The sequence below is a fragment of the Bacillus sp. FSL L8-0199 genome, from assembly GCF_038005705.1.
In the GTDB taxonomy this organism is placed as follows: Bacteria; Bacillota; Bacilli; order Bacillales; family Bacillaceae_G; genus Bacillus_A; species Bacillus_A cereus.
Genome location: NZ_JBBOTS010000001.1, coordinates 4,305,542 through 4,326,952 on the forward strand (window position 1 = coordinate 4,305,542; position 21,411 = coordinate 4,326,952).

Below are 21,411 nucleotides of genomic sequence, written 5' to 3' on the forward strand. Positions count from 1 at the left end.
TAAATTATTTCTTCTTTGACATTTTTTCTTTTAAGAAATTATCTACAAAACCATCAGCTTTTGCAACAAATAAGTATGCACCCATTGCTAATAATGCAAGTTCTAATTCGAAACCAGGATTTTTTCCATCTCCCAATAAACCAGCTGACCATTTCACTTTTACGATTGCTCCAACCATAACAAGTGCAAATAATAATCCAATATATCTTACACCTAAACCTAGAATTAATAATAGGCCTCCAACTAATTCAAATGTTGCTACACCGTATGCAAGTCCTCCTGGTAAACCAATGCTTGTAAACCACCCTGCAATATTGTCAATTCCTGATTGGAATTTTGTTAAACCGTGCATGAAGAATGTTACCCCTAACACGATACGAATAATTAAGTTACCAATATGTTGATTCATTTCTTTCTCTCCTTTATAGTTTTATTATATAAAACTTTTATTCACATTACAAAACATACACTAATTTTTTTTATTCGTCAATTCATTTTCACTGGGAAAAAATATATTTTTTTTGCTATGATACAAATAGTTGTTTACAAAAAGGAGCTTGATTTTATGAATATTGGTTCTGCAATACGTGAAATTCGTCAACGTAGGGGCATAACAATCGCACAAATTTGTGAGGGAACAGGTCTTTCTAAAGGATTTATGAGTCAGGTTGAAAATAATAAAACATCACCATCTATCTCAACTTTAGAAACGATCTCCAATTTTTTAAACGTTCCCCTTCCCTATTTATTGTTAGAGCAAAAAGATCGATTAAAAATTGTCAAAAAAGAAGAACGGAAATACAGTGTATACGGCAAAGATGAGCAAAGAATTGAACATGTTGCGGAGCAAGGGGGCCTTCGCCTATCTTTAGTAGAAATCCCTACTGGATTCCCGAAAGAAAACTCACCAAATGCCCATGAAGGGGAAGAATGTCACCTTGTATTACGCGGAAAACTAGAAGTTCAGCACGGTGAAGATATTGCAATTGTAGAAGAAGGTGATTCTTTCTCATGGAATGCATGTGTTCCTCATATTGTTCGTAATATAGGAGAAGAAACTGCATTATTACTCATCTCTAGTTATGCAGAAAATCGAAAACGTGTTTACTAAATAATAAAAAAGAAGCCTGTTAAACAGGCTTCTTTTTTATCCCCTTATAATTCCATAACTTGTCCCAACTAGTACAGTCTTTTCATGCTGATTGCGATAAACTGACTCGATTGAAACTTTTTTATAGCCTTCCATTTGCTCAACATTTGTTAAAGTTAGTTCACAAGTGATCGTATCTCCTGTGAACACTGGTCTAATAAACTCACTTACTAATTCTCTTGCTATGTAATGTAACTCTTCTCCCACTTTCGTCCCAATGCTAGCAGTCAATAAACCATGAACCATTAATCTTCCATCTTCATCGTATTCCACATGGTGTCTACCTTTATCACCGGTAATATTTGCAAATTCAAAAACCTCTTCCTCAGTAAATCTTCTTTCATATTTAAATACATCCCCAACTTTTATACTCATTTTTATCCCCCTATAAATAAACAGAATTTTCTTTTATTTTATCATAAAACGAGCCTCAATCCATTCTCTATTATCAAAAGTCTCAAAATTACCTCGCTATACTTTTTTACTTGCCATTCATTTATCGGTGACCATCTCTTTTGGCGACTTGATATCCATAATACGCACATGTTCCATTTCTCGATAGCTCTCTAACTTCAAATCCACAGCTTCTATAAAAATCAAAATTGTTCGCAGAAGTATGTGCAAACCAGTCACCATGTGGTAGCTTTTGCAAACAAAGAGCGACAAGTTTCTTACCTAATCCCTTCCCTCTATATTCACATTTCACAACTAAATTTACTATGTTCGCGACCATGATTCCATCAGAAATGACTCTAACCATGGCAATCATCTCTTCTTCATCCCAGATTGTGAATGCCCATGTTGAATTTTCAAATGCTATCGTGAATTTTTCAATTTGCCAAGAAGGGATATTATCATTGCTCCAACCGGCATCTTCAAATAAAGTCTTAATTGCATATGCAGGTACACCATTCGTTCCCTCACGAATAATAAGTCCATTATGATAAATGTACATGTAATCCCCCCTTTATTTTTATATACCATTCTTCAAAAAATGCAATTAACCTTTTTTCATCCAACGCGCCTAATGGAATAAACGAGAACATCCATCCCATGAAATGAAGTTGTTTTCTCATAACTAAGCCCCGTTTTTCTAGCGACAAAGATTGAGGCGGGGTGGTCCGGATTAATAAGAGAAATCAATTTATTCATTCGTAACGCTTGGAAGCCATAGTCTCGAAATGCTGCCGCTGCTTCTTTCGCATAGCCTTTTCCCCAATACTGAGGTAATAACCAATAACCAATTTCAATTTCCTCTTTTCCATCTATCTGCTGCTTTACTAATCCTGCATGACCAATCCGTATCCCCGTTTCCTTTTCAATTAATACAAATAAACCGAGGCCGTTTTTATAGCTAGGAATTACCCACTCTTCCAAACTTTTTTTACATTGCATATATGTTTTTAAATTCCCATTTCCAATATAGCGCATTACTTTTTCGTTTCCCCATAGTGAAGCGTAGAACTGTAAATCATCCATTGTATATTTACGAATTTGTAAACGGTCTGTATGAAACATTCCTTCACTCCTTTCTACTAATTTCTTCTTAATTTCACAATCATATTTTGTATGCACAATAAATGTTACCATTTATTATAAATGAATCAACTACATAACACAGAATATTCAATCTTATAGAAACAAAAAAAGCAGTAGACAAATATTGTCCACTGCATCCATATCATAACTAGCATAAAGAAAACTACAATTGAGGGGGGTGTAGGATTTTCAAATATACTAGATACTTATCCCGTTCTAACGGGCGGTAAACTTTCCAATTGTTTCAAGTGAAAAGTTTACCGCACATAAGAACTTCCTTCGTTCATTAAGATAGTATTGCTAAATAATCATATACACGCTTAGATTTCTCTCCACCCATTCGTGCATGTTGAAGAAGAGAAATACCATGAGGACCAGATGCGCGCAATGCTTCTGGTTGAGCTACTAAAATAGCTTGTACAACTTCTAATTCACCAAGCATAGCTGCTGCAAAAATATCCATCCGAGCACCCTTTTCTAGTAAATAAAGAGCAATATCTTTACGACCTACATGTGCCGATGCGCCTAACGCACTTTCCCAATCTGATCCACCCCAATTATAAGAGGCGTGAAGTAAGCTTGGTGATTCAACCAATAGCTCTTGTACTTTCTCTAAATCCCCGTGAGCTGCCATAACAAATTTTCTTACTAATTCAATGGTAATACGCTCTTCTGTTTGCATCGCTCTTCTCCCCTTTTAGAAATTCGTTTCGGTGTAAAAAAAGGCTTGTCACTTCCCTGAAAAATATCTACATCTATGCCAAATACATGTTGAAACATTTCATGGCATAGTACTTCTTCTGGTATACCATCATACTGAATTTTCCCTCGCTTTAATACAAGTAAACGATCGCTATATTGAGCAGCTTGGTTAATGTCATGTAAAACCATTATAATTGTCATTCCAAACTCCTCATTTAATCGTTTCACAAGTTCCATTACTTCCAACTGGTGAACGATATCTAAAAAGGTTGTTGGTTCATCCAATAATAAGACATTTGTACGTTGCGCTAGCGTCATCGCAATCCAAGCACGTTGCCGTTCTCCTCCTGATAAAGAATGTAAAAGACGATATTCACACCCTTCAAGATTTGTAACAGACAATGCCCAATCAACAATTTCTTCATCTTCTTTATTTAAGTGGCTACTCCATGATTTATGTGGACCTCTTCCGAACTCAATTAGTTCTTTCACTGTTAAATCTAATTGATGATCATGCATTTGTGGTAACATTGCTAATTGCTTCGCTACATCAGCACTCTTCATCATATGAATATTTTTCCCATCTAAAATGATGTCCCCTTCGCTTTGTTTCAGTAGCCTTGCTATTAAACGAAGCAAAGTAGATTTTCCCGATCCATTCGGACCAATTAAACTAACGATTTCTCCAGCCTTAATATGTACATTCATATTTTGCATTTGAAATCTTTCAGAGTGTGCGTAAAACACTTTGTTAACGGAAATCACTTTGTTTTCCTCCTCTATGAATTAAATATAAGAAGAACGGACCACCTAAGAAGGACAGTAAAATACCAACAGGCAATTCGATTGGGTCAAACCAACTTCGAGCTATTGCATCCGCAAAAACAAGTAATACCCCGCCGCCAAGGCATGATAAAGGTAGCAAATATCTATAATCATTTCCAACTAATAAACGTAGCATATGTGGTACGACAAGACCGACAAATCCAATCAGACCAGACACACTTACTGCAATTCCAGCTAATAATGTACTTACTACGATTAAATAAAACCGACTTTTTTCCACGTTATGTCCTAATAACTTTGCCATTTCATCTCCAAGCATTAACACTCGAATATGCTTAATACCAAAGAAAGCTAATATAATGGCGAATATTGCATAATAAATAATCATATTTAAATGTGCCCAACTTACACCACCAATACCACCCGCTAGCCACGGTAACACCGATTGTACTTTGTCACTATGTAATAACATTAATGCTGACGTTGCTGCACCAATTAATGCATTGATCGACACCCCTACTAAGACGATTCTTGAAGGTGGTGCCCCTTTTTGCCATGATAAAGCATAAATAACCATCGCTGTTATGAAAGCTCCTAAAAACGCCCCTAGTGGTAAAAAAGCTAGATGCTGTGGGAATAAAATCATGATGACAATTGCTACAAGGCCTGCCCCAGATGAAACTCCGATAATACCAGGATCTGCAAGAGGGTTTCTCATAACTCCTTGTAGCAGTGTACCAGATGCAGCTAAACATGTTCCTACTATAAACCCAATGAGCACTCTCGGTATGCGAAGATCCCATACAATTCGATGAACTGTCGAACCTTCATCTTGTATACCCGTTAGAATATCTCGTACAGAAAAGGATAAACTTCCTGCGAAAAGACCGTAAAAGAGACCTAGGATTGTTAATACAACTAAAGTAACTGCTATTATCCATCTTTTTTTCGCAAAAGGATGTTCCTTTTCTCTTACTACTTCACTACTTTCCATACGTATCATTTCCTTACATCTTGTATACTTTTATACATAAAGTCCATTGCTTCTGTAACTTTTGTACCAGGATTAGATCCAAATAAATCAGGTGGCAAAATAACTACGCGGTTTTGTTTTACTGCCTCTAAATTTTTCCACGCTTCATTTTTCATCATTTCGCCTTCGAATGCTTTTTTCACACTTTTTGGATCTCCGTGTGTAATTAAATAAATCACATCTGGATTCGCCTCAATAATACGTTCTACACTTAGCTGTGCATATTGCGGATATTCTTTCGTTTCTGGAAAATCAGAAGCAATATTTTTTCCGCCTGTTTTTTCTAAAATATCACCTGATAAAGATGTTGGTAATGCCGCTAAATAAGTTCCTGGTGCGCCATACACTAGCAATGCTTTCACATCGCTCTTTTTCTCATATTTCTTCATTTGATCATTCATTTTTTGAATAATTTCTTTTGCTTTATCTTCTTTCTTCATTACCGTTCCATATAATTCAATATTCTTTTGAATATCTTGTACAGAATTCGCAGAAGAAATGATAACTTGCGTTCCTTGTCCTTCAACCGTTGGCACATTCTTTTGGAATCCATTGTTAGCAACAAGTACATCGGGCTTTAAACTAACAATTTGCTCAAAATTCGGTTGATGTGCATTCCCAATTACTTGTGCTTTCTTTAGCTCATCCGGAAGAGTTAATTTCGTATCCGGGCGACCTACTATTTTTCCACCTAAAGCATGAATAATATCCATGTCCCCCATACTTAATGTTGCAAAACTTTCTGGCACTTTATCGAATGTTACCTTTCTTCCTGATAGGTCGGTAATTTCGATTTTCTCTTTTCCTTTTTCTGTTTTGGTTGCAGACGCTTTTTCGTCCCCTTTGGCACTGCAACCTATTAACAAGAAAAAAATAGATAAAATCGCTGTAAATAGCGTAATAGATTTTTTCATTTCTTCACCTCTAATTGATAATGATAATCATTAACTACTATTCTACTTTAATTGATAAGGATTATCATTGTCAACACGAAACGCATATATTTTCCTACAAAAAACAAAAAGCGCGACAAAAAGATTTTTTCTTTTCGCTGCGCTCTAGTTAACAATATTATTCACATTCATTTTCCTCTAGCTGGTCACGCATCACTTTCACACGCTGAAAGAAAAAGAACGATAAGCTTAAAAATATAACGATGCTCCCCATCATAACAAAAAATTGGATTGTCTCTTTTGCTCCACTCGGAATCAATAAGCCAACCATTAACAATGTACTTACAGCGAGAAGCATTTGTCCAAACCGAGTATAATCTTCTATTTTTCCTTTTAATTCTTTCATTATATTCTCACTCCTCCATTTCACTGTATCATATTCTATGAAACTGAAAGACCAGTAAATACAGCCATTCTGGGAGATATTTTCCAATAAAAAAAGAGCCGCTTTTACTGCGGCTCTTTTTTTATCATTATTCACCTTTATATGCTTCCATATAAATTTCTTTCAGCTCTGAAATAAGCGGTAACTTTGGATTAGCAGTTGTACATTGATCTTCAAAAGCTCTTTCTGCTAATACTCCAACAACCTCTTCAAATTGCTCTTTATCGACTCCTTGTCCCGCAATACTCATATTAATATTTAAGCTTTTTCCAAGCTCAATAATTGCTTGGACGAGTGATTCCACCCCTTCTGCTGCCGAACTTGCTGGAAGACCGAGCATTCTCGCTATATGTGCATATCTTTCATCTGCCACAAAGTGCTCATATTTTGGGAACAATGCGTGTTTTCTTGGCTTAATAGCATTATAGCGGACTACGTGCGGCATTAGAATGGCATTTGCGCGTCCGTGCGGAATATGGAATTCTGGTCCAATCTTATGTGCTAAGCTGTGATTAATACCGAGGAAAGCGTTTGCGAATGCCATCCCTGCAATTGCAGAAGCGTTATGCATTTTTTCTCTTGCTTCTTCATCATTTCCATCTTTATATGCTCTCGGTAAATATTTGAATACGAGATCAATGGCTTTTAATGCTAATCCATCTGTATAGTCATTTGCCATAACAGACACATACGCCTCAATTGCATGTGTTAAAACATCCATACCAGTATCTGCTGTTACATGTGGTGGTACTGTCATTACAAATTGTGGATCAACAATTGCTACATCTGGTGTTAATTCATAATCTGCGAGCGGATACTTTATATTATTTTTCTTATCTGTAATAACCGCAAATGGTGTCACTTCTGATCCCGTTCCTGATGTCGTTGGAATCGCAACAAACTGCGCCTTATTTCCTAATTCCGGATATTTACATGTACGTTTTCTTATATCTAAAAATTTCTGTTTAATACCATAGAATGTCGTTTCTGGATGCTCATAGAATAACCACATTCCTTTTGCTGCATCCATAGCTGAACCACCACCAAGTGCGATAATTACATCTGGCTTAAAGCTTTTCATCATTTCCGCACCTTTGAAAACAGTTTCATCTGATGGATCTGGTTCGACCTCAAAGAAAACTTCAACTTTCACATCATTTGCATTCTTGTTTAAATAGTGCGCGACTGTATCGACATAGCCATGTTCAACCATTCCGGGGTCCGTTACAATAAATGCACGTGAAATGTTAGGCATATTTGCTAAATAAGCTGTAGCATGTTTTTCAAAATAAATTTTTGGTGGCAGTTTGAACCACTGCATATTCTTTTTTCTATTTGCCAGCCTTTTTATATTTAATAAATGAGTCGCTGTTACATTTTGGGAAACTGAATTCTTTCCGTATGAACCACAACCAAGTGTAAGTGATGGAATAAATCCATTATATATATATCCCCTATTCCACCTTGTGATGAAGGTGCATTTACAATGAGACGGCAAGCTTTCATACGTAACCCAAATTGCTTTTGCACATCTTTATTTGTAGAATGGATAACTGCTGAATGTCCTAAACCACCGAGGTTCAACATTTCTTTGCAATATGTAAATCCTTCTTCTAATGAATTCGCCTTCACACAAGCTAATACTGGACTCAGTTTCTCACGAGATAACGGATATGCTGCTCCGATACCTTGAATTTCAGCTACAAGCATTTTTGTATGTTCAGGAACAGTGATCCCAACTAAATCGGCAATATACTGTGCTGATTTCCCTACAATATCACTATTTACTGCACATGTATTTTCATTTATAACGAGCTTTTCTAATTTTTTTCTTTCTTCTTCTGTTACAAAGTAACAATTGTTTTCAATCATTTCTGTTTTAACATCATCATAAATTTCTTTATCGACAATGATTGCTTGTTCCGATGCACAAATCATACCGTTATCAAATGTTTTCGATAAAATTAAATCATTAACAGCTCGTTTTACATGTGCTGATTTTTCTATATAACACGGTACATTACCAGGACCAACGCCTAACGCTGGTTTTCCAGTAGAGTAAGCTGATTTCACCATACCAGCGCCTCCAGTTGCTAGAACGAGTGCTACACCATCATGGTTCATCAATTGTTTCGTCGCTTCAACAGACGGTCTTTCAATCCATTGAATACAGTGTTTTGGTGCACCAGCTTTCATCGCTGCATCATATACGGTTTTCGCTGCTGCCACAGAACATTTTTGTGCGGAAGGATGAAATGCGAAAATAATTGGATTTCTTGTTTTTATCGCAATTAACGCTTTAAACATTGTTGTCGACGTTGGATTCGTTACTGGCGTTACCCCAGCTACTACACCGACAGGTTCCGCGATTTCTATTATTTCTTCATGAGGATCTTCGTGAATAATCCCTACCGTTTTATCTTGCTTTATACTATGCCAAATATATTCAGTGGCAAAAATATTTTTAATGCATTTGTCTTCATATACACCACGGCCAGTTTCTTCAACTGCCAATTTTGCTAGCGGCATATGTTGATCAACACCTGCTAATGCCATTTCATGAACAATGTTGTCAATTTCCTCTTGTGTAAAACTTTCTAATGCTTGTAAAGCTTGTTGACCATTATTTACTAGCGTATCAATCATCTTTTTTACTTCCTGCATTTCATTTACAACTTTCTCTTTGACTACCATGTGAATTTCCTCCTATTCTACTATCACGGTCCTTATATGTCCCTATAGGTCAAAATAAGTCCCAATTAACACAAAAAAATAGAGATGCTTTCCTACATGAATTTCATTGTTTGTGAAAAGTTTCACAAGTTTGTTCGTGAGTAACATTTCCTGAATTCAATATACATGAAATCATTTCGTTTGTGTATGTCTATTTTGTGAAATGTTTCACAAATGATGTAATAAAAAAATGCACTGCTAATATAGAGCAGTGCATTTTTTATTATGCTAGCGCTTGTGCTAAATCTTCAATTAAATCTTCACCATCTTCAATACCGACAGAAATACGAATTAATGTATCTGTAATTCCTAATTCTTTGCGGCGATCGGCTGGGATTGATGCATGTGTCATTTGAGATGGAATAGAAATTAAACTTTCTACCGCTCCTAAGCTTTCAGCAAGTGTAAAGTATTGTAGTTTCTCAAGTACTTTATTTAATGTCTCTTCACTATCTACATCAAATGAGATAATAGCACCAAATCCGTTTGCTTGTTCTGTTGCTAATTCGTGGTTTTGATGTGATTCAAGACCTGGGTAATATACTTTATTTACTTTTGGATGATTATTTAAGAACTCAGCAATAGCGCGTGAATTCGTTTCATGTTCTTCCATACGAATTCCTAATGTTTTTAAACCGCGAAGTAGTAAGAAGCTATCTTGTGGCCCAAGAATACCTCCTGTTGAGTTTTGTACAAAGTGAAGATCTTCTGCTAGTTGTGGACTATTTACAACTACTAAACCTGCAACTACGTCACTATGACCTCCTAAATATTTCGTTGCACTATGAAGCACAATATCTGCTCCTAAAGAAATCGGCGACTGCCAATATGGCGTCATGAATGTGTTATCAATAATTGTTAATAAGTCTTTCTCTTTAGCAAGAGTAGATATTTTCTTAATATCAGTAATTTTTAGTAGTGGATTCGTTGGTGTTTCCACATAAATTGCTTTCGTATTTGGACGAATCGCTTCTTCAACTTCCTCTAAGTTTGTTGTATCTACAAATGTATGCTCAATACCGAAACGGTTTAATACTTTCGTAATAACGCGGTATGTTCCGCCATAAACATCATCTGTTAAAATTACGTGGTCACCTTTTGAGAACAACATAATTGTCGCTGTAATAGCAGCCATTCCTGAACCAAATGCAAATCCAGCATGCCCATTTTCTAATACAGCAATCATTTCTTCTAAAGCTGCACGTGTTGGGTTACCTGTACGTGAATATTCATATCCTTGATGCTTACCAACTGCTTCTTGTTTGTACGTACTTGTTTGATAAATCGGTACGTTTACAGATCCAGTTGAAGGTTCTCCTATGCGAATACCATGAATTAACTTTGTCTTTGCTCTCATTTTTTATTCCCATCCTTTGTATATGTCTTTACTTAAATAGCGCTCACTGCTATCAGGAAAAATGGTTACAATATTTGTACCTGGTGCTGCCTTCTCTGCCTCCAGTAAGCTCGCATGAAATGCTGCTCCTGAAGAGCTCCCAACGAGAAGTCCTTCTTTTTGGGCTAATTCTTTCACTCGTAAAAATGCATCTCGATCAGAAATCGTATGAATTTCATCAAAATAAGATGTCTTCAAAAATGGCGGGATAAATTCCAGTCCAATTCCTTCGGTCTCATGTGAACCAGCCTTACCACCATTTAAAATAGATCCTTCTGGCTCTACAATCACTGTTTTAATATCTATATTTTTTTCTTTCAAATAAGATGCAGTCCCCATAAACGTACCGCCAGTTCCTGCTCCAGCAACAAATATGTTAATCTCTCCATTCAATGCGTCCCACAGTTCAGGTCCTAATGTTTTAAAATATGCACGAGGATTTGCCTCATTTGCGAACTGACTTGGAGAATATGAATTCGGTAGTTCATTTACTAACTCTTTTGCTTTAGCAATTGCACCGGTCATTCCTTCCTCAGTCGGTGTATGCACGACCGTTGCACCTAGTGCTTTCATTAATTCTTGTTTTTCAATACTAAATTTCTCTGGTACACAAACGATAACACGTAAATCATGTTCTAATGCTGCAAGTGCCAGTCCAATACCAGTATTCCCAGCAGTCGGTTCAATAATTGTTCCACCCTGGGTAACAAGCCCTTTTTCTAGCGCATCTTCGATTAATTCTCTTCCTAAACGATCCTTAACGCTTCCGCCTGGGTTATAAAATTCAAGCTTTGCAAATAAACGGACCCCTTTCGGAAGTGAAAAACGAGTAATTTCTACAATTGGTGTATGACCAATTAACTCATGAACTCCACGATATACATTCATCGTGTTCTCCCCCTTGTTTGCCAATAAAGAAAAGGCAACTGTATGTATTTTCTTTATATGAGACAGTTGCCTTTTTGTTACATTACTTTAACTCTTCTAACACTTTTACAATAAAGTTTGTAGAGTGAAGAGCTGCTTGATCTAAAAACTGATCAAATGAAACATTTGATTCTTTACCAGCAATATCAGAAAGTGCGCGAATGATAACAAACGGAATTTCATATTGGTGGCATACTTGTGCAACTGCTGCTGCTTCCATTTCTACCGCATAAAGATTTTCAAATTTATCACGGATGGCTGCAACGCGGTTCGGATCACTCATAAATGAATCACCTGTTGCAATCATACCTTTTACAACTTGAATATTTTCTTCAGCCTGCATACATTTCTCAGCTAATGCAACTAACGCCTCATCAGCTTTAAATCCAGGCGGCATTCCTGGTACTTGACCATATTCATAGTTAAATGCTGTTACATCTACGTCATGGTGACGAACTTCAGTGGAAATAACTACATCACCTACGTTTAGAGAATGATGGAATCCACCAGCTGAACCAGTATTAATTACTTTTTCAGGCTTATATTTTTCTAATAAAATTGTCGTTGACATCGCTGCGTTTACTTTACCAATACCAGACTTTAACAAGATTACTTCATGCCCTGCTAATAGCCCTTTCGTAAATTCACAACCTGCAACTGTTTCTGTCTCTGCTTGTTCTAATTTGTCACGTAAAATACGTACTTCTTCTTCCATTGCTCCAATTACAGCAATTCTCAATCTAATCCCTCTTTCTATTGCTTAGTTGCCTCCATTACCCAAACGAAATGATTTAATCTCGTGAACGTTACATGGAAGCCATTGTTTTCAAAAATAGTCTGCATAACTGGAATACGTGTATAGTATTCCGTTTGCAAATCGTTTGCTAACTGGTGGAAACCTCTTTGTTTTGCTGTTTCAACAGTTTTATCATATGCATCTTGATCTGCAAATATCGTATCAGCAAACACTATTTTACCACCTTTGTTTAGCAATTGACTATACTTCGCAATCGCTACATTTTTTTCATCATCTGTTAAATGATGAAATGCATAGGTGCTTACAATGGTATCAATTGAATTTGGAACTTCAAACGAAAGAAAATCACCGTCTGTAATTGAAAATTCTTTTGGCAATTTCTCTTTTGCAATCATGCGCATTTCACGCGACGGTTCTATACCGTAAACTGTGCGGCCAGCAAGTAATAATTTATCTGTTAAATTACCTGTACCGACACCAAATTCTAATACATTACCAAATGACTTGTTAACTACATCCTCTAGAATGTCCTCATAATGGGCGAAAACTTCTTTATATTGTATATCTTCGCCTTGTACAAATGAGTCGTACGTATGAGCCCACTCATCAAATAAACCATTAAATTCTGTACCCATAAAAATTCCCCTTTTTCTTATCGGTTTTATCAGTATGATATTCCCTCTTTCTAAAAATGTCAATTGAAATGTACATGGTATTTCCTTCTTTTCTTTGTTACACTATAGTTGATTACATAGGAGAGGGGCCGTCTTCATGTCATTTACCTTTGAAATGTTAGAAGATAAAGTAGAGTTTTTTGAAGCGGGAGACTTAGCTTCTTTAGAACGAAAAATTAGTGAACAAATTGATAATAATAAAGCACTTATGCTTGAAGTTCATCACATCTCACATCAGATGGTTATGGATCCTGAAAGCAAAAGACCGTATTATAGCGCGGTTGTTCATTTTAAATTAAAGAAATTGCGTTAACAAAAAAGAGAAGCTCCTAAGGAGCCTCTCTTTTTTAGTTTAGAGTTTGAACAAGTACTGGTTTCCAGCCCTCATTGTCTACCCAATCAATATTTACATAATATCTTTTCCCACTTTGCTTATCTTGAACATCACCATAAGCTTTACTCTTTCCAGTTTTGTCTCTTCCAACAAAATGGAATACTAATTGCTCTTTCGGTACTTCAACACCTGCAGCAATTGCACTTTGCATCTCATTCCAATCTGATGAACCCTGTTTAAACGTCATCGCTGGTGATGAACCTTGTTCTGTTCCTACAGCTTTCCAAGAAGGTTTTGTATACGCCTCTTTTGCCTTAGATACAGTTTTCTCAGCTGATACTTTCTCGTTAGCTTTCGCTTCTTCTTCAGCTTTTTTCTGTTCTTCTTCAGCCTTTAGCTTCTCTTCTTCAGCTTTTTTCTTGGCTTCTGCTTGCTCTTGTTCTTTTTCTTTTTTCTTAGCAGATTCTTTATCTTCTGATTTTCCAGCTTTCTCATTCTTTGTTGTTTGTTGAGAGACTTTCTTATCAGTAGAAGATGCTTGCTCTTTCGTACTAGGAACGAACAATTGATATGCTACAATAGCTACTAATAGTAATACAATAGCGATTGCAATATTTAAAACACCGTTTTGACGACGTTTTTGTTGTTTCTGTTGGAATCTTGATCCTCCTGCCATTCTCCAAACCTCCATGCAGTTTTTCCTAATTGCTATTGTAACATTAAATCTAGAAAGGTTGAACATTTACAATGATATTTTCATGAAATGAAGACATTTCACTATAAATTGCAAGATTACTTTTCATTCTCCAATTGATAGATTGCTCCTACCATATCTTTAAAAATAGGTGTAACTTTATTCACTTTGCTATCAGTCTCTAGATCAACAACAACTAAAGCATATCTTGGATTCTCATACGGAAAATAACCTGCAAACCAGCGATTCACCCTCGTCCCTTTCCCTGTTTGCGCTGTCCCGGATTTTCCAGCGACACTTAGTGGCAACGAACGGAATGCCGTTCCTGTTCCTTTCTCCCTTGTTACAACGCCTCTTAATAACTCTTGTAATGTTTTCACTGTTTCATACGAAAGCTGTTTTCCATTTAACGTATGGCTCTCAAATGTAAAAAAATCCGCTCCATTTTTATATACTATTTTTTCAACTGCTTTCACTTCCATCTTTTCTCCATTCCTCGCAATCGTCGCCATCATATTTGCAATTGCTAGAGGTGATATACGTACATCTTTCTGTCCAATTGCTGTTTGTTCTACCGCTTTTTTACTATTTTTATTTTCTTCATTCCCCCAAATAGTAGTACCCTTTTCTTCTGGCATTTGCTCAAAATGAGGTGTATGAAATACAGAACCTTTCCATCCAACCTTTTCATTTGCTCCTAAAGCTGCTACGTATGTTTCTAGCACCGTCTTATCCTTTTGTAATAGCTCGTTACCTAACTCGGAAAATGTCCTGTTACAACTCCTAGCAAAGCTCTCTTTAAAGTTAAGTGTACCCATCCTAACTTGTGGGTCGTTTTCACCATATAAATCTTTATTACAGTTAAATGTCCGATTAAACAAATTTACTTTTTGATCAATGACTGCAGCTGCAACTACTGTTTTAAAAACAGAGCCTGGAAAATGTGGCGTTAACATTTGATTTTCAAGTGTAGTTTTATATAAATTCTCATCCCTTACTTGTAAAGACGGCTTACTAGCCATCGCTAATATTTCATTTGTCTTTACATCTAGTAATACTAGTCCCCCCTTCTTTATTTCGTTCGCTTCAATCACTTCTTCTGCTTTTTGCTGCAACTCTTTATGTAAAGTAGTTTGAATCCTAACTGGATAAAATGGATTTCCTGGTGAAGTGTATTTCGCTTGCTTTCCGAAAATTGGTTCTCCTTGCCGATCTACTTGATATAATACTTTTGCCTCTCCATCAGTCAATAGAAATTCATCAAATGATTGCTGTAATCCTGAAATACCTATCGGCGTTTGTTTTGAGATTCTTTTCAATTCTCCATATCGCTTTTGAAACTCCCTTTCGTTCTCCCCTACATCACCAATTAAATGATTTATCTCTCCAGTTTGTTTTAATCGCACTTCAGCTGCTACAATACCTAATACATGTAATTCATTTACCTTCTCCATCTGCTCTCGTGTCACTCGAAATGGAGCAGTTTCTCCTTGTAGTGTAAATGCATTTTTATTATTTTTCATTTGTCTTCTAATCTCTTGTCTCGACACACCAATGATATGCGCGATTTTCTCTAACATGTCATTTTTTATTTGTAAAAATGGAAAAATAATTAAAACAGGATATTTTTCCTCACCTATTTTTTTACCATTACGATCTATAAACTGCCCACGTCCATCGTCTACTGTAATGGATTGTGTGCGTTGCGTAACACTTTTTTCAATTAAATTTATTTTGCGATCAGTAAATGATTCTGTATCTATAATTTGAATTTGGATTAAACGACAAAGCAATACAAACATAACGCACATAAAACAAATTAAAACAATTGTAATTCTCCGTTTTATTTTCATAAAAAACACCTCGTCTATTGTAGTTTAGACGAGGTACTATTTTATTTATACAATCTCCAAAACAAAAACAGATATTATATAAGGCTATTATTGTTTCTTTGGCTTCTCTAAAAATTTCATAAGAAGCGATCTAAATTCAGTTTCATTCACTCCAGTGTTTTTAGCAACTTCAATTACAGTGGTTGTTACATTAGCCGCTATTTTTAAATAATCCTTACTAAGATTATCCATTTCATTTCTTTTTTCTTTTGCATTCTCAACTGTTACAGAATCAATACAAGTAATCATCTTATCTACAATATGTAAATAATTATTTTGTGCATCTATTATTTTTTGAATATCATCTTTATTACTTACTTTCGATTGTTTTAAATATGTATATGCTTGATTCACTTCATCTTTTAAAATTTTATCATTATTCTTCGCCTGTTCTTGTAACATATTCTTCATATCATCTATTGTTTTTTGATCCATCGAATCTCGCAATAAATAATCTGGATTCCCAATTGCGTAATCATACTTAATCGTTACATCTTGAAATATTTTCATGACAATTGCTAATTGATACGCTACATCAAAATCATTAAATTCCTTTTTATCTTGTGGATTTTCTAAGGCTTTTGAACTCTCAGTTGCTTTAATATCCTTTTTTTCTTCTTGCTTTACTTTTTCTCCCTTTGATGATGTAGTTTCTTCATTCGTTCCGCATGCAGCAAGTCCTAATATAGAGATACTACAAACCAATCCTGTAAAGATTTTATGTTTCATAATTAGCCCCTTTTCCCTTTTAAAAACTATGGTCTCTAATTATGATATCAAAGCTTAAAATGTTTTTTTGACATTTTTTGTCGAATCACTCTAAGGTTTACACAAATTTTTCTATTCTACAGATAAAAAGAAACTTTAATTAGCCCTCACCAAGCGGGCGTTTACGAGCAGTCCGATGCCCACCTAACTTCTTTGCTTCCGCTGAATTTTGAGATGGTGGTCTTACTGTCTGGCAAATAGCGGGATAAAAAAAAGATTCTCCCGATAGGAGAATCTTTTTTTTATTTTACAGAGACAATCTCTACTTGCATTTCTCCGCCTGGTGTTTGGATTGTTACTTTCTCACCAATTTGCTTACCTAATAAGCTTTTTGCGATTGGAGAATCGTTAGAAATTCTTCCTTCGAATGGATCAGCTTCTGCGCTACCTACGATTGTATACGCTTCTTCATCTCCGTTTGGTAATTCTTTAAATGTTACTGTTTTACCTAATGTAACAACAGTAGATACTTCGCCAGTATCTTTAATGATAACTGCGTTACGAATCATATTTTCTAATTGTGTAATACGTCCTTCTACGAACGCTTGCTCATCTTTCGCTGCATCGTACTCAGAGTTCTCAGAAAGATCCCCGAAGCTACGTGCGATTTTAATACGTTCTACTACTTCTTTACGTCTTACTGTTTTTAATTGCTCAAGTTCGTTCTCTAGTTTTTGCTTACCCTCTTGCGTCATAGGGTATGTTTTTTCTGTTGACATATTTTCCACTCCTTTTATATACCAATCCCCCGAAAAAAAGAGGAGTTCCATATGAAAACTCCTCCGCTTCCATTGTTAGCGGAGGTTTCTAGTACCCTTGCACTAGCGGAGTTGTCACATACAACCCCGTATTTCCAATTCTTCTTTATATAAAGAAGATATGTATGGAAAGTTGATATAAATATGCCCTCACCTATATATAGATGAGGTTGCATGTTTCATTGTATTCGATAGGAAGGGAAAAAATCCCTTCCTACCGTATATCTTTTACTATGCTATTACAAATTTACTTTTTGTTCAAGAATTGTTGCAATTTTTGTCACCATAATATCAATTGCAACGTGGTTTTGTCCACCTTCAGGGATAATAATATCCGCAAATTTCTTAGAAGGCTCAATAAATTGATTGTGCATTGGACGTACAACATTTACGTACTGATCAATAACTGAATCCATCGTACGACCGCGCTCTTTAATATCACGTTGCATGCGGCGCAGAATACGAAGGTCAGCATCCGTATCAACGAATAATTTAATGTCCATTAACTCGCAAAGACGTGGGTCTTCTAAAATAAGAATTCCTTCTAAAATAATTACATCTTTCGGCTCAACCGGAATAATTTCTTCTGAACGCGTATGCAATGTATAGTCATATACAGGCTTATCAATTTGCTCATATGCAAGCAACTGCTGCAAATGTTCAATTAACAGATCATTATCAAACGCAAGCGGATGATCATAATTTGTTTTTAAACGCTCTTCCATTGGTAAATGGCTTTGATCTTTGTAATAATAATCTTGCTCTAAGATTAAAATAGAATGACCTTTAAAATGGTCAAAAATCGCTTTCGTTACACTCGTTTTACCTGATCCCGAACCACCAGCAATTCCAATTACAACAGGCTTATTCGTCCCCATTCGACTATCACTCTTTCTTATTGAAGTATGCTTTTGCGCATCATATTATTCACATACACTCGTTGATCCACTTTGAATTTCACGATTTGCAACGGATGTCTCGCTGCATCTAATTCGTTTCCATCCTCATCCCAAATTTTCTCCACCGTTTGCGTAAAGTTTTCTATTTCTGGTCCAAAGAACTCCACTTCATGTCCTGGTTTGAAATGATTACGTTGCTCAATCGTTACGATGCCCGTTTCTTCATTATAATCTAACACTAAACCAGCAAAATCATACGTTGTTTTCTTACTATGATTTCCAAACATTTGCTCTTGATGTCCTGGAACCCCTTCAAAGAATGCAGGAGCTGTATCACGATTTGCACATTTATCAAGCTCATCTAACCATTCTTGTTTAAACTCAAAGTTATCTGGATCCGCACAATACGCATCAATTACTTTACGATATACAGTTGCTACAGTCGCTACGTAATGGATTGATTTCATACGTCCTTCTACCTTTAAGCTATCGATTCCGATTTCAATCATTTTTGGAATTGATAAAATTAAATTTAAATCTTTTGGACTCATCGCAAAGTGAGCATCTCCTTCTTGGAATAGAGGAAGCTCTTTTGCATCTTTATGTTGTGATACTGTTTGAACTAAATCATAATCCCAGCGGCAAGATTGGCAACAACCACCACGATTAGAATCACGCGCTGTCATATGGTTACTTAATGTACATCTTCCTGAATATGCGATACACATTGCACCATGGACGAATGCTTCAATTTCAATATCCACTTTTTCTTTAATTTCTTTCATTTCTTCATAGCTTGCTTCACGAGCTAATACAAGGCGATGTAAACCTTCTTCTTTCCAATACTGTGCTGCTTTCCAGTTGGATAGTGATTGCTGTGTGCTTAAATGCACCTCAACAGAAGGCGCTACGCGTTTACAAGTCTCAATGATAAGTGGATCAGCAACGATAATTCCCGTTACGCCAGCTTTTTCAATCCCTTTTAAATATTCCTCTAGCCCGTCCATATTTTCATTATGTGCAAAGATATTTGTTGTTACGTATATTTTTGCTCCATACTTCTTTGCAAACTCAACGCCTTCTGCCATTTCTTCTAGCGTAAAGTTACCTGCATTCGAACGAAGACCAAATTCTTGTCCACCTAAATATACAGCATCTGCCCCGTAATGGATAGCTACTTTTAATTTTTCTAAGTTACCCGCAGGGATTAACAGTTCAGGTTTCTTCACAATAACACGTTTGCCATCGATCACTCGTGAAATTTCTTGTACAGTCATTTCCTACACCCTCCTCGTTTAGTAAACCGTTTCTTTAAAGAAGAATCCTGTATCTAACGGACGATTTACTGGTTGCATTTCTTCTATTTCTTTATATAGATCATCTTTCACGTCATAATATGCATCACGATCTTCTACGCATAAATCAATCGCTTGACGATATTTCTTCGTTACTTCAATAATGTATTCAGAGCTTTTTAGTACACCGTCGATTTTTAAGCTATCAACTTCAGCATCGATTAGTTCCTCTAATTCATCGATGAAACAAATGTCGTTCGGACTCATAATGTGAGTACCATTTTCATCTTCATAAATTGGATATTTATTGTTACGCTCTGGGTCATATAAGAACATATTCTCTTCATATTTTTTCTTTTCAATGTCAAGATTACGTCCTTGATACTCAAAGTAGTTTCCTACTAATGAACGCTTCGATTGGAACATACAAGTCATACCGTGAATTTGTACTTCCAGTTCCACTTCAGCATTTTCTTTTAAATCAACAATTTCATCTAAGCTAAGCTCACGAGCTAATACAGCACGCTTTGATCCTCTTTGTCCCCAGTAATTACAAGTGAACCAGTTTGTTGCTGTCGTTTCTGTATTCCAGTGCAACTGCATATTTGGTGCTACTTCACGAACAGCCATTAATACCGCTGGATCTCCGAAAACAATTGCATCTACATTTACTTCGTTTAAAAATGAAACGTAATCTGTTAATTCTTCTACTTTATCGTTGTGGAACATAGCGTTCATGGCTACGTATACTTTCACACCATTTTCATGTGCAATCTTCACAGCTTGTTTTACATCTTCACGTGAAAACTCCCCTGCTAAACGTAAACCAAACTTTTGCTCACCGATCATTACCGCATCTGCTCCTGCTTTCGCAAGTTGTTCGATATCCGCCACCGCTCTTGGCGTTACTAACAATTCAGGTTTCTTCATACCTTGGTCACCCTCTCTTTTTACTAACAGCTACTCCATCACCAATTGGGAAAATCGTTGTATCATATCCTTCATGGTTCATAAGCCACTCATTGTACGTCTTAATACGACGGATTAAACCACGTGTACGTCTGTTTTCAATTTTCTCTTTTGTCGTTACAAGACCGTGGTACATAACATTATCTGAAATAATTACGCCACCAGGATTTAATAACGGTTCATATAAGTCAAAAAAGCGACGATACTGTCCTTTTGCTGCATCAATAAAAATAACGTCAAATGTCCCGTGTTCTTTTACTTGTTCACCTGTCTCTAACGCATCACCGTAAATAACTGAAATACGATCTGTTACTGGGGAACGTTCTATATATTCAAGTGCTTTTTCATATCGCTCACGATTGCGCTCAACTGTCACAATACGTGAATTTGGAATAGCTTGCATCATACGAATACTAGAATAACCGATTGCTGTTCCAAGTTCTAAAATGCTTTTCGGTCCAATTAAACGTAAAAATTGCAGCATAAATTCCATTCCAAGTCGATCCATAATCGGCACATGATTTTCTGTTGCATATTCTTCCATTTCAAGAATTAATTTATCTTTCGGATCAATAAATGATAATAGGTACTCGTTAACTGCATCCTCCATAAATGGTCCTCCTTATTTACATGGAGAAGTGCCTCTATGACGTCTTTTCACACATAGAATGCAATAAAAATACAAGCCAGCTTTACCCTTAGCTTGTACGTCCCGTTTTGATATTAAAAACGATTCTTCTGCCAGTTTTTAACCCGATATATTTTAC

The 21,411-nt window shown here is 36.1% G+C and carries 23 protein-coding genes and 1 pseudogene; 2 read left to right on the forward strand and 22 right to left on the reverse strand.

Annotation, left to right across the window (positions count from 1 at the left end; genetic code table 11):
• Positions 1–4: 4 nt before the first annotated feature.
• Complete coding sequence (locus NST86_RS22120) at positions 5–409, reverse strand: DoxX family protein (RefSeq protein WP_001071552.1); 405 nt, start codon at positions 407–409, stop codon at positions 5–7.
• Between the two features lie 156 nt (positions 410–565).
• Here NST86_RS22120 and NST86_RS22125 point away from each other — a divergent pair, with 156 nt between their 5' ends.
• Positions 566–1,111, forward strand: a complete 546-nt coding sequence (locus tag NST86_RS22125) for a helix-turn-helix domain-containing protein (RefSeq protein ID WP_001020693.1) — start codon at positions 566–568, stop codon at positions 1,109–1,111.
• Between the two features lie 36 nt (positions 1,112–1,147).
• Here NST86_RS22125 and NST86_RS22130 read toward each other — a convergent pair whose 3' ends face one another.
• The 13 genes and pseudogenes from NST86_RS22130 to NST86_RS22190 form a co-directional block, all read right to left on the reverse strand.
• Entirely contained in the window at positions 1,148–1,525 is a 378-nt protein-coding gene (locus NST86_RS22130) for a MaoC/PaaZ C-terminal domain-containing protein (protein WP_000025014.1), read from the reverse strand.
• A gap of 121 nt (positions 1,526–1,646) precedes the next feature.
• On the reverse strand, positions 1,647–2,105 hold the full coding sequence (locus NST86_RS22135) for a GNAT family N-acetyltransferase (RefSeq protein WP_000276114.1): 459 nt from the start codon (positions 2,103–2,105) through the stop codon (positions 1,647–1,649).
• A gap of 56 nt (positions 2,106–2,161) precedes the next feature.
• Positions 2,162–2,740, reverse strand: coding sequence for a GNAT family N-acetyltransferase (locus NST86_RS22140; protein WP_136986246.1), 579 nt, complete (start codon positions 2,738–2,740; stop codon positions 2,162–2,164).
• A 235-nt stretch (positions 2,741–2,975) separates the two neighbouring features.
• The gene (locus NST86_RS22145; protein ID WP_016118650.1) at positions 2,976–3,371 is read right to left on the reverse strand and encodes an ankyrin repeat domain-containing protein; all 396 of its coding nucleotides are present in this window, start codon (positions 3,369–3,371) and stop codon (positions 2,976–2,978) included.
• Positions 3,338–4,156, reverse strand: a complete 819-nt coding sequence (locus NST86_RS22150; protein ID WP_000626524.1) for an ABC transporter ATP-binding protein — start codon at positions 4,154–4,156, stop codon at positions 3,338–3,340. Before NST86_RS22150 ends, NST86_RS22145 begins: the two co-directional genes overlap by 34 nt.
• Positions 4,143–5,171 (reverse strand): FecCD family ABC transporter permease, encoded by a 1,029-nt coding sequence (locus NST86_RS22155; RefSeq protein ID WP_002000971.1) that lies wholly within the window; start codon positions 5,169–5,171, stop codon positions 4,143–4,145. Before NST86_RS22155 ends, NST86_RS22150 begins: the two co-directional genes overlap by 14 nt.
• Positions 5,172–5,176: 5 nt before the next feature.
• The gene (locus tag NST86_RS22160; RefSeq protein ID WP_000748455.1) at positions 5,177–6,124 is read right to left on the reverse strand and encodes an ABC transporter substrate-binding protein; all 948 of its coding nucleotides are present in this window, start codon (positions 6,122–6,124) and stop codon (positions 5,177–5,179) included.
• Between the two features lie 157 nt (positions 6,125–6,281).
• On the reverse strand, positions 6,282–6,509 hold the full coding sequence (locus NST86_RS22165) for a YrhC family protein (protein ID WP_000661265.1): 228 nt from the start codon (positions 6,507–6,509) through the stop codon (positions 6,282–6,284).
• A 127-nt stretch (positions 6,510–6,636) separates the two neighbouring features.
• A pseudogene (adhE, locus tag NST86_RS22170) lies at positions 6,637–9,242 on the reverse strand (bifunctional acetaldehyde-CoA/alcohol dehydrogenase).
• A gap of 262 nt (positions 9,243–9,504) precedes the next feature.
• Entirely contained in the window at positions 9,505–10,638 is a 1,134-nt protein-coding gene (locus NST86_RS22175; protein WP_001201908.1) for a bifunctional cystathionine gamma-lyase/homocysteine desulfhydrase, read from the reverse strand.
• Positions 10,639–10,641: 3 nt separating this feature from the next.
• Entirely contained in the window at positions 10,642–11,565 is a 924-nt protein-coding gene (locus tag NST86_RS22180; RefSeq protein WP_016118652.1) for an O-acetylserine dependent cystathionine beta-synthase, read from the reverse strand.
• An 82-nt stretch (positions 11,566–11,647) separates the two neighbouring features.
• On the reverse strand, positions 11,648–12,343 hold the full coding sequence (gene mtnN / locus NST86_RS22185; protein WP_001217024.1) for a 5'-methylthioadenosine/S-adenosylhomocysteine nucleosidase: 696 nt from the start codon (positions 12,341–12,343) through the stop codon (positions 11,648–11,650).
• A gap of 14 nt (positions 12,344–12,357) precedes the next feature.
• Positions 12,358–12,996, reverse strand: coding sequence for a class I SAM-dependent methyltransferase (locus NST86_RS22190; protein WP_000536313.1), 639 nt, complete (start codon positions 12,994–12,996; stop codon positions 12,358–12,360).
• A 136-nt stretch (positions 12,997–13,132) separates the two neighbouring features.
• On the opposite strand from NST86_RS22190, the gene NST86_RS22195 reads away from it, so the two are divergent.
• The gene (locus NST86_RS22195; protein ID WP_000010984.1) at positions 13,133–13,348 is read left to right on the forward strand and encodes a YrzA family protein; all 216 of its coding nucleotides are present in this window, start codon (positions 13,133–13,135) and stop codon (positions 13,346–13,348) included.
• A 34-nt stretch (positions 13,349–13,382) separates the two neighbouring features.
• Here NST86_RS22195 and NST86_RS22200 read toward each other — a convergent pair whose 3' ends face one another.
• From NST86_RS22200 to NST86_RS22235, 8 genes are all read right to left on the reverse strand, one after another.
• Positions 13,383–14,045: a YrrS family protein gene (locus tag NST86_RS22200; protein ID WP_000897099.1), complete on the reverse strand. Its 663-nt coding sequence runs from the start codon at positions 14,043–14,045 to the stop codon at positions 13,383–13,385.
• 116 nt (positions 14,046–14,161) lie between these two features.
• Complete coding sequence (locus NST86_RS22205) at positions 14,162–15,916, reverse strand: peptidoglycan D,D-transpeptidase FtsI family protein (RefSeq protein WP_000695140.1); 1,755 nt, start codon at positions 15,914–15,916, stop codon at positions 14,162–14,164.
• 87 nt (positions 15,917–16,003) lie between these two features.
• The gene (locus tag NST86_RS22210; protein ID WP_000680878.1) at positions 16,004–16,684 is read right to left on the reverse strand and encodes a hypothetical protein; all 681 of its coding nucleotides are present in this window, start codon (positions 16,682–16,684) and stop codon (positions 16,004–16,006) included.
• Between the two features lie 281 nt (positions 16,685–16,965).
• Positions 16,966–17,442, reverse strand: coding sequence for a transcription elongation factor GreA (greA, locus tag NST86_RS22215; RefSeq protein ID WP_000102591.1), 477 nt, complete (start codon positions 17,440–17,442; stop codon positions 16,966–16,968).
• 278 nt (positions 17,443–17,720) lie between these two features.
• A complete protein-coding gene (gene udk, locus NST86_RS22220) occupies positions 17,721–18,359 on the reverse strand; it encodes a uridine kinase (protein WP_000537078.1) in 639 nt (212 codons plus the stop codon).
• Between the two features lie 17 nt (positions 18,360–18,376).
• Positions 18,377–19,657, reverse strand: a complete 1,281-nt coding sequence (locus NST86_RS22225; RefSeq protein WP_000217974.1) for a peptidase U32 family protein — start codon at positions 19,655–19,657, stop codon at positions 18,377–18,379.
• 18 nt (positions 19,658–19,675) lie between these two features.
• Positions 19,676–20,605: a peptidase U32 family protein gene (locus tag NST86_RS22230; protein WP_000742807.1), complete on the reverse strand. Its 930-nt coding sequence runs from the start codon at positions 20,603–20,605 to the stop codon at positions 19,676–19,678.
• 7 nt (positions 20,606–20,612) lie between these two features.
• On the reverse strand, positions 20,613–21,254 hold the full coding sequence (locus NST86_RS22235; RefSeq protein ID WP_000389102.1) for an O-methyltransferase: 642 nt from the start codon (positions 21,252–21,254) through the stop codon (positions 20,613–20,615).
• Positions 21,255–21,411: the final 157 nt, after the last annotated feature.